This window comes from Wolbachia endosymbiont of Drosophila tristis (assembly GCF_028981745.1).
In the GTDB taxonomy this organism is placed as follows: domain Bacteria; phylum Pseudomonadota; class Alphaproteobacteria; order Rickettsiales; family Anaplasmataceae; genus Wolbachia; species Wolbachia pipientis.
This window is the reverse complement of sequence record NZ_JAPQLN010000040.1, coordinates 1-7990: the sequence shown is the minus strand read 5'-3', so window position 1 is coordinate 7990 and position 7990 is coordinate 1. Positions and strand designations below refer to the sequence as shown.

At 36.4% G+C, this 7990-nt stretch carries 12 protein-coding genes; all 12 read left to right on the top strand.

Annotated elements, in window-relative coordinates:
• On the top strand, nucleotides 1-1092 hold a 1092-nt coding region (locus OZD64_RS01220; RefSeq protein ID WP_274999156.1), incomplete at its 5' end, for a phage portal protein.
• The gene (locus OZD64_RS01215; protein WP_274999155.1) at nucleotides 1089-2150 is read left to right on the top strand and encodes a S49 family peptidase; all 1062 of its coding nucleotides are present in this window, start codon (nucleotides 1089-1091) and stop codon (nucleotides 2148-2150) included. The genes OZD64_RS01220 and OZD64_RS01215, both read left to right, overlap by 4 nt.
• 74 nt (nucleotides 2151-2224) lie before the next feature.
• Nucleotides 2225-2596: a head decoration protein gene (locus OZD64_RS01210; protein WP_010082142.1), complete on the top strand. Its 372-nt coding sequence runs from the start codon at nucleotides 2225-2227 to the stop codon at nucleotides 2594-2596.
• A gap of 37 nt (nucleotides 2597-2633) precedes the next feature.
• Nucleotides 2634-3638, top strand: a complete 1005-nt coding sequence (locus OZD64_RS01205; protein WP_274999157.1) for a major capsid protein — start codon at nucleotides 2634-2636, stop codon at nucleotides 3636-3638.
• 97 nt (nucleotides 3639-3735) lie between these two features.
• Entirely contained in the window at nucleotides 3736-4041 is a 306-nt protein-coding gene (locus tag OZD64_RS01200; protein WP_007550857.1) for a head-tail joining protein, read from the top strand.
• Between the two features lies 1 nt (nucleotide 4042).
• Nucleotides 4043-4564 (top strand): phage tail protein, encoded by a 522-nt coding sequence (locus OZD64_RS01195; protein ID WP_274999154.1) that lies wholly within the window; start codon nucleotides 4043-4045, stop codon nucleotides 4562-4564.
• On the top strand, nucleotides 4561-5037 hold the full coding sequence (locus OZD64_RS01190) for a hypothetical protein (RefSeq protein WP_010962732.1): 477 nt from the start codon (nucleotides 4561-4563) through the stop codon (nucleotides 5035-5037). Before OZD64_RS01195 ends, OZD64_RS01190 begins: the two co-directional genes overlap by 4 nt.
• On the top strand, nucleotides 5024-5488 hold the full coding sequence (locus tag OZD64_RS01185; RefSeq protein ID WP_012673195.1) for a phage baseplate assembly protein V: 465 nt from the start codon (nucleotides 5024-5026) through the stop codon (nucleotides 5486-5488). The genes OZD64_RS01190 and OZD64_RS01185 overlap by 14 nt, the downstream gene beginning before the upstream one ends.
• Nucleotides 5489-5495: 7 nt before the next feature.
• The gene (locus OZD64_RS01180) at nucleotides 5496-5750 is read left to right on the top strand and encodes a PAAR domain-containing protein (protein ID WP_010082105.1); all 255 of its coding nucleotides are present in this window, start codon (nucleotides 5496-5498) and stop codon (nucleotides 5748-5750) included.
• A 2-nt stretch (nucleotides 5751-5752) separates the two neighbouring features.
• Entirely contained in the window at nucleotides 5753-6088 is a 336-nt protein-coding gene (locus OZD64_RS01175; protein WP_007552425.1) for a GPW/gp25 family protein, read from the top strand.
• Between the two features lie 2 nt (nucleotides 6089-6090).
• On the top strand, nucleotides 6091-6882 hold the full coding sequence (locus OZD64_RS01170; protein WP_274999153.1) for a baseplate assembly protein: 792 nt from the start codon (nucleotides 6091-6093) through the stop codon (nucleotides 6880-6882).
• Nucleotides 6882-7990: phage tail protein (locus tag OZD64_RS01165; RefSeq protein WP_274999152.1), on the top strand; the 1109-nt coding region annotated here is incomplete at its 3' end. The genes OZD64_RS01170 and OZD64_RS01165, both read left to right, overlap by 1 nt.

Sequence of the window (7990 nt, the reverse complement as noted above, 5' to 3'; positions counted from 1 at the left end):
GGAGTAAGTGATTTTTATGGATTACAAGCTCTAGTATGCAGAAGTATGATAGAGGGAGGAGAATGTTTTGTACGTTTAAGAACGAGAAAGCTGGAAGATAGATTTTCTGTACCACTACAACTGCAAGTACTTGAGTCTGAACATTTAGACAATAAAACAAATCAAACTTTAGCAAATGGTAATGTAATAAGAAACGGGATTGAGTTTAACAAGCTTGGGCAAAGAGAAGCATATTACTTATTTAGAGAACATCCAGGAGAAGGCTCATTTGGAGAATCAGTAAGAGTACCAGCAAATGATGTTTTACATATTTATAGACCACTAAGACCTGGGCAAATTAGAGGAGAGCCATGGCTTTCGAGTATACTGCTAAAGCTCTATGAACTTGATCAATATGATGATGCAGAATTAGTGAGAAAAAAGACAGCAGCGATGTTTGCAGGGTTTATTACAAGGCTCGATCCTGAAGCAAATATTTTAGGAGAAGGTGAAAGTAATGAGCAAGGAGTAGCACTATCAGGTTTAGAGCCAGGAACAATGCAGCTTTTAGACCCAGGAGAAGACATGAAATTTTCAGAGCCATCTGATGTAGGAGGAAGTTATGAAGCATTCATGAGACAGCAGCTGAGGGCAATAGCAATAGGCACAGGGATAACATATGAGCAACTAACAGGAGATTTAACGGGCGTTAATTATTCATCCATTCGAGCAGGATTAATAGAGTTTCGTCGTAGATGTGCTATGCTGCAACACAACATTATGGTATTTCAATTTTGCAGACCAGTATGGAGTAGATGGCTAGAATTAGCAGTACTCTGTGGAGAACTGAGTATAGATAAAAAAGTAGCAAAAGCAGCGAAAGAAGAAGTAAAATGGATACCACAGGGATTTGATTGGGTGGATCCTTTAAAAGACCAGCAAGCACAACAAATGGCAGTAAGAAATGGATTTAAGAGTCGATCAGAAGTGGTTTCAGAGCTAGGTTATGATGTAGAAGAAATAGACCAAGAAATTGCAGAAGATCAAAGACGTGCTAGTTCCTTGGGTTTAAGTTTTGATTCCGACGTTACTACTAATCAAGAGATAATATGAAAAACCAAGCGATATGGCTAAACAGATGTGTAATGGTAGAACCAAGGAGTTTTGAATTACTGTCACTACAAACAGGAAAGCAGCCTATCTTTAAAAATATAAAACATGCGGTAAGAAATAGTGAAAGAGGAATAATACCAATACATGGAATCTTGACGAAAAAGTCAGAAGTTTTTGATGATGTATTGGGGATGACATCGTATGAGAAGATAAGTGAAGAGATAGAAGAAGCTTTAATAGATAAAGAAGTAGAAACAATAATTTTGGACATAGACAGCCCCGGAGGAGAAGTAAACGGTTTATTCGACCTTTCCGACTTTATTTACCAAGCAAGGAGAGAAAAGAGGATTGTGGCAATAGCAAATGATGATGCGTATTCTGCGGCGTATGCAATTGCATCAAGTGCTGAAAAAGTATTGGTAACTAGAACTTCAGGAGTTGGAAGCATAGGAGTAATAGCAAGTCATATAGATCAAAGTGGGTTTGATGAAAAACAGGGAATAAAATATACGACAGTATTTGCAGGAAGTAGAAAAAATGATTTAAATCCACATGAGCCAATAACTTCTGAGAGTTTAGAAAGCCTAAAAAGCGAAGTGAATCGTTTATATGGAATGCTGGTTGAGCTAATAGCACGCAATAGAAACCTTTCTGTAGAGGCAATAAAATCAACAGAAGCAGGGCTATATTTTGGCGAGAAAGCAGTAGAAATAGGTCTTGCAGATGGAATTACAATTCTTTCAGAGTTTAAATCTATTAATAAAAAAGGGGATATTACTATGAATGAAAAAACTACAAATGACCTAGAAACTGACAATTTAACTAAGTATCGTACTGAAGTTCTTGAATTAATACGTTTATGTAACTTATCACGAATGCCAGAAAAGATAGGAGAATTTATTGAGCAAAGCGTAAGTGTTGAGCAAGCCAGGGAAGTTTTAATGGAGTTACTTGCAGAGCGAACGAAGAAGACAGAAATACTAAGTGCAATACCACAGAATTCAGGAGAAGAGTTGATGATGCAGGTAGCGAAAAGTCGTGCGCAATCAAACATTTAAAGTATGTGTATAACCGCCGTGTATAACAACCACAAATATGGCGGTAAAAAAATAAAAAAAGGAGAGAAAAAGACATGATAAGTATAACTGAAGGAAATAATTTAGGCGATCTTCTGAAATATGAAGTGTCCAACCTATATTCAAGAGATCAAATAACAGTAGCCAAGGGACAAAATCTAAAGCTGGGAAAAGTAGTTGGTTATGATACTAAAGATGGTTTTATTAAAGCTTTAAATCCAACTGCCACAGATGGGACACAAACGGCTATAGGAGTGATAGCAAGCGATGTAAACGCAAAGGAAAATAGTAAAGGAGTAATTATTGCTCGTGGTGCAATACTAGCAGATCATGCAGTTGTATGGCCAGCAAATATCATTGAAGAGCAGAAAACTGCAGCAATAAAGCACCTTGAAGGACGAGGGATCATTATCCGCAAGGGAGCTTAAAAAAACTATTAAAAATACAAAAGGGGGAAAAGAAAAAATGCAAAATCCATTTACAAATACAGCATTTAGCATGACGGCACTAACAAATGCGATAAATATATTGCCGATAAATTATGGACAAGTTGAAAATTTAAATTTGTTTCCAAGTAGGTCAGTAAGATTTAGACATATTACTATAGAGGAGCAAAATGGAGTATTAAGTTTACTACCAACGCAGTTACCAGGAGCACCAGCAACAGTAGGAAAACGTGGAAAACGAAAAATAAGAACTTTTACCATTCCACATATACCACATGATGACGTAGTGTTGCCTGAGGAAGTACAGGGAATAAGGGCATTTGGGTCAGAAAGTGAACTGAAAGCATTGGCAGATGTAATAACTGATCATTTGCAGCTAATGAGAAATAAACACGCAATAACGTTAGAACATTTGAGAATGGGAGCGCTGAAGGGAATCATTCTTGATGCTGATGGGTCGGAGTTATTAAACCTTTACAACGAATTTGAAATTACACCAAAAGTAGTAAATTTTGCATTGGGGACTGCGACAACCGATGTAAAGCGTAAGTGTCTGGAAGTATTGCGCCATGTTGAGGACAATTTAAGTGGTGAATATATGACGGGGATTCATGCACTGGTAAGTCCAGAGTTTTTTGATGCACTAATTTCGCATAGTAAAGTGAAAGAGGCATATGAAAGATGGCAAGAAGGAGCAGCGCTGAGGAATGACATGAGATCAGGATTTACGTTCTGTGGAATAACATTTGAAGAGTATAGAGGGCAAGCAACCGACCCTGAAGGAACCGTAAGAAGATTTATAGAAAGAGAAAGTGGAAACTGTTTTCCACTAGGAACAGCGAGCACATTTACAACGTATTTTGCACCAGCAGACTTTAATGAGACAGTAAATACTCTTGGACAGCCACTTTACGCGAAACAAGAGCCAAGAAGATTTGATAGAGGGACCGATTTACATACTCAGTCAAATTCTCTGCCAATGTGCCATAGACCGGGAGTATTAGTAAAAGTCGTTGTAACATAACAACACAGGTAGAGCAACTATAAAGTGGTGAGGCAGAAGAATGCTTTACCTGTGTGCCCCTTCTTAGCATGTAAAGGTTAGTATATAGCAGAAAAATATGCAAGAAAATATTAAGAGATTATTGCAAGATTGTTTTGCCCATTTAGGAAAAGTAGCTTTGTATGAATCAAAGGATAAGTCATATATGGTACAAGTACTAAAGCAACAGCCAGATAAATTATACGAGATTGGTGAAGGACAATTTGTAGGAGAAATTTTATTGTTGGAAGTAAGTGTGTTTGATGTATTAAAGCCAATGGTAGGAGATACTTTTTCCATAGGTAGTTGTAGATACAGAGTACACACACCACCACTTAGAGATAATTCAGGAATGGTATGGAAAATTCAAGCATCGGGGGTGTAAAATGTCTATTAATATAGAAGTTACCGATAATATTAATAAGGTAATTGAAAATGTAAATGCTGAAAGGAAAAAAGTGGAAAAAGCAGCGGTGAGGGCATTGAACAAAACAGCACTATGGTTAAAAACGCAAGCAGCTCAGGAAATTAGTGAGGAAAAGAAGATAAAATTAACGGTAATGAGAAAAAGGCTAAGAATTTTTAAGGCTAAGACAAGTAGGTTAGATGTATTAATGAGAGCAAATTTATATGATATTAGGGTATCAGCAATTGGCAAGATGAGACAAACAAGAAAAGGAGCGAAAGTAGGAAAACATAAGTTTATAGGAGGATTTATGGCAACAATGCCAAGAGGAAATAGTGGTGTTTTTAGGCGTGAAGGAAGAACAGCTTTGCCAATACAAGAGGTAAAATTAGGACTGGAACCAGAAGCATCAAAAATAATAAAGGAGCTAGTTAATTATGAAACAGAAGGGATATTTGAGAAATATTTTGAGCGTGAATTAAACTATATTGTAAAAGTATGATTTTAATTGAGTTGCACAAAGCAATTTGCAGAATGTTGAAGAAAGAAATACCAGCGATACAGACATGTGAAATATATCCAATGATAAGAAGGGAAATAGTAGCACCAGCGGTATTTGTGGAATTGTCAAGTTTAGAGCAAGGAAAAGATTCAGGAACAGAAGAATTAGCCCTGAAAGCAAGATTTGAGGCACGAATTGTGATTGATAGCACAATAGAGAATGCAGCTATTATTGTCAGAGAATTAGCTGCTGAGGTTGCGAGAGTAGTAAATAAAAATACTTGGAACGTAAAAAATGTTTCGCCAGGTGAATTTATATCAGCAGAAATTGACGGATTTAGGCCAGAATTAGACGCGTATTTAGTGTGGATGGTAGACTGGGTGCATGAAGTACACTTGGGTCGATCTATTTGGGAAGAGGGAAAATTTATGCCACACAAAATAGAAATCGGTGAAATAAATGTTGGAAAGTAATTTTGCTATTTCAGAGTTGCAAAGAAAGTTAGCTAACATTGTACGTATTGGGCTTGTGAAAGAAGTAGATTATGAAAAAGCGAGAGTAAAAGTGCAAATAGGGGAATTTTTAACAGATTGGTTGCCATGGATAACAAGTAAAGCAGGAAAAGATAGAAATTGGTCTCCTCCAGATATCGATGAACAGGTTATTATACTTTCTGCGCTAGGAGAACTATCATTAGGGGTGGTATTAGCAGGAATATATCAGGAAAAATACCCTGCACCAGAGAATAAAAAAGAAATAAATAGTGTAAAAATTCAAGATGGGACAAGATTGTTATATGATAAAGAGAAGCATCATTTAGAGATTGAAGTAGTGGACAAAATAACATTGAAAGCTGGGGAATCAAGTATAGAGATGACAAGGAGCGAAATAAAACTGAAAGCAGATAGAATAGAACTTAATTAATTGGAAAATGAATAAATCAGTTGTGCGAGTAGGAGATTATTGTGGAGAAGCAACACCACATTTTTGCATTAGCGGCAGTAATAATGTTTTTGTAAATGATTTCCCAGTCTGTAGGAAAGGAGACAATTTTAACGAAGGAAAAGTAATGATTCAAGGATCAAAAACAGTGTTTGCAAATGGTCATGGTGTAGGAAGAGTAGGGGATTCAGTATCTTGTGGGTTAAAAGTAATAAAAGGCAGTAAAAGCGTCTTTGCAAAATAGAAATGAAGGGTATGGATGGTAAAACAGGAAAAGCGTTAGAAGGAATAGAGCACTTAAAGCAATCAATAATTGATATACTTACGACTCCTATAGGATCACGAATTATGATGAGGAATTACGGGTCTAGGCTATTTGAATTATTGGATAAGCCAGTTAATCGTGATTTAACACTAGAAATTTACGCAGCAACTGCAGAAGCTTTGGAAAAATGGGAAAAAAGGTTTAAATTAGAAAAAGTAAAAATGACAGAAGTAAAAGAGGGAAAAGTAACGCTTGACCTGGAAGGGTTGTACGTACCAATGGGGAAAAAGATTCGCTTCGATGAGGTTGTAGTATAAAGATGCAGCAGACTAACATTATTGAGCCACTGAACTTCGAAGAAATCTTTTCACGTATGAAAGAAGAATTAATAAGTCGAGATGAAAGTTTTACGGCATTAGTAGAAAGTGACTCAGCGATGAAGGTATTAGAAGTAGCAGCCTGGAGAGAGCTTTTGCTGAGACAAAGGATAAACGAAGCAGTAAAGAGTAATTTACTTAAGTTTGCGACAGGAGAAGATCTTGATAATTTAGCTGAATTTTATGGAGTGGAGAGGCAGAAAGAAGAAGATGACGAACGTTTTAGAAAAATAATTAAAGCAAAGATAATAGGCTGGAGCACGGGAGGAAGTAAAGAACACTATCGATATCATGCACTGTCAGCAGATAGTAGAGTAAAGGATGCATTAGTAGAATCACCTATACCAGGGAAAGTACAAGTTTCAATCTTATCCACAGAATTATCCACACTGCAAGAAGAATTACTAGAAATTGTCAAAAATCAGCTAAACAGGGAGGATGTGAGGATTTTAACAGATACAGTTGAAGTGGTAAGTTGCAATATGATAGAAATAGATATCCACAGTAAAATTAGCATTAAAAGACCAGATATTATTGAAACGGTGAAGAAGAAATTTATCGAAAAATTTGGAACAACGAAAAGATTAGGATGGAAGGTAACAAGATCATGGATAATAGCCAATTTGTTTATGGAAGGAGTAGAAAACGTGGAATTAATAGAGCCAAGAAAAGACATAGTTGTGAAAGGAAATGAGTCCGCTTTCTTAAAAAGTTTAAATGTTGAGTTAAATTAATGCTATTACCGCCAAACGCAACAAAAAAGGAAAAAGCGCTGGTTGATGCAATAGATTACAAAGTAGATCCTGGTTGTATCAGAGGGTTTAAATTTAGCCAAGGGGAAAAAGTGTTGCCATGGATAATAGAGGAATATGGGCTAGGAGAAATCCTACATTGGGTAAAAGACAAAAGAAAGGCGATAAAAAAAGGGATAAAATTTCAGCGTTTAAGAGGAACACCTGCTTCACTGAAAATAGCACTAAAATGGGCAAATATAGAAGATATTACAATTATCGAAGAACCATCTGGCAAGGACTTCTTTGAACTGCAGATAGGGATAAAAGATGTTCCGAATGACTTCTTCGTTGATGCAGTAGTAGAACTAGCAAAACTATCATTGCCTGCAAGATCGAGGCTAATGAGGATTTTTAACGATTATTACAACATTAGCAGGTTCATATTGGATGAGAGTTTTTTCGGAAGTTTATTATCGGATTATTCCGGGGTAAAAATAGAAAAAGATGGGCCAGTTTTATCATTTGGAAGAGTAAATTTTTTCAGGTCTCATGGTCCGGTTATTAGGATTGTAGAAAACTATCTACGCGATCATTATGAACAAGCTTTAAGCAATGACATATATCGCTTGGATGTAGCAATACTTGGAGAAACCGAGCCTCATACTAAGAACTACAACGGTATTTATGAACGAAATCATGTGTGGTATAACTTCAAAGCGCTATATCAGCTACCACAGAGCTTATTACCTAAGATTAAGTTTGCTAAAGCGCAGATAGTATTATCAGATAGCTGGAACTTAGGAGAAATAAACGCGTGTTTTCCGGTTACGAGTGGAGAAGAGAAAGGAAGTAAATTTTTACTAAGAAGTGATAAACTATCTGAACAACTGTGGAATTTAAAACACAAGCCAATTTTAGAAAGGTTTAGCGTTACTCACCACTACAAAGTAGAAGATTTTACCAACCAAAAAGTTATAATATTTGGTGTGGCAGAGCACAATATTCATTTTGAAAGGGATTTAAATTCAGAGCAAAAGGATTCAATACATGAACCGGAAAATTACGTTTTAGTGTTTTACCCAGGCGTACTAACGTGGCACGAACATCG

Excerpts from the sequence above, each read along its gene's own strand:
- OZD64_RS01215 (WP_274999155.1), top strand. The coding sequence starts at position 1,089 with ATGAAAAACCAAGCGATATGGCTAAACAGATGTGTAATGGTAGAACCA.
- OZD64_RS01170 (WP_274999153.1), top strand. The coding sequence starts at position 6,091 with ATGCAGCAGACTAACATTATTGAGCCACTGAACTTCGAAGAAATCTTT.
- OZD64_RS01210 (WP_010082142.1), top strand. The coding sequence starts at position 2,225 with ATGATAAGTATAACTGAAGGAAATAATTTAGGCGATCTTCTGAAATAT.
- OZD64_RS01200 (WP_007550857.1), top strand. The coding sequence starts at position 3,736 with ATGCAAGAAAATATTAAGAGATTATTGCAAGATTGTTTTGCCCATTTA.
- OZD64_RS01190 (WP_010962732.1), top strand. The coding sequence starts at position 4,561 with ATGATTTTAATTGAGTTGCACAAAGCAATTTGCAGAATGTTGAAGAAA.
- OZD64_RS01195 (WP_274999154.1), top strand. The coding sequence starts at position 4,043 with ATGTCTATTAATATAGAAGTTACCGATAATATTAATAAGGTAATTGAA.
- OZD64_RS01205 (WP_274999157.1), top strand. The coding sequence starts at position 2,634 with ATGCAAAATCCATTTACAAATACAGCATTTAGCATGACGGCACTAACA.
- OZD64_RS01180 (WP_010082105.1), top strand. The coding sequence starts at position 5,496 with ATGAATAAATCAGTTGTGCGAGTAGGAGATTATTGTGGAGAAGCAACA.
- OZD64_RS01175 (WP_007552425.1), top strand. The coding sequence starts at position 5,753 with ATGAAGGGTATGGATGGTAAAACAGGAAAAGCGTTAGAAGGAATAGAG.
- OZD64_RS01185 (WP_012673195.1), top strand. The coding sequence starts at position 5,024 with ATGTTGGAAAGTAATTTTGCTATTTCAGAGTTGCAAAGAAAGTTAGCT.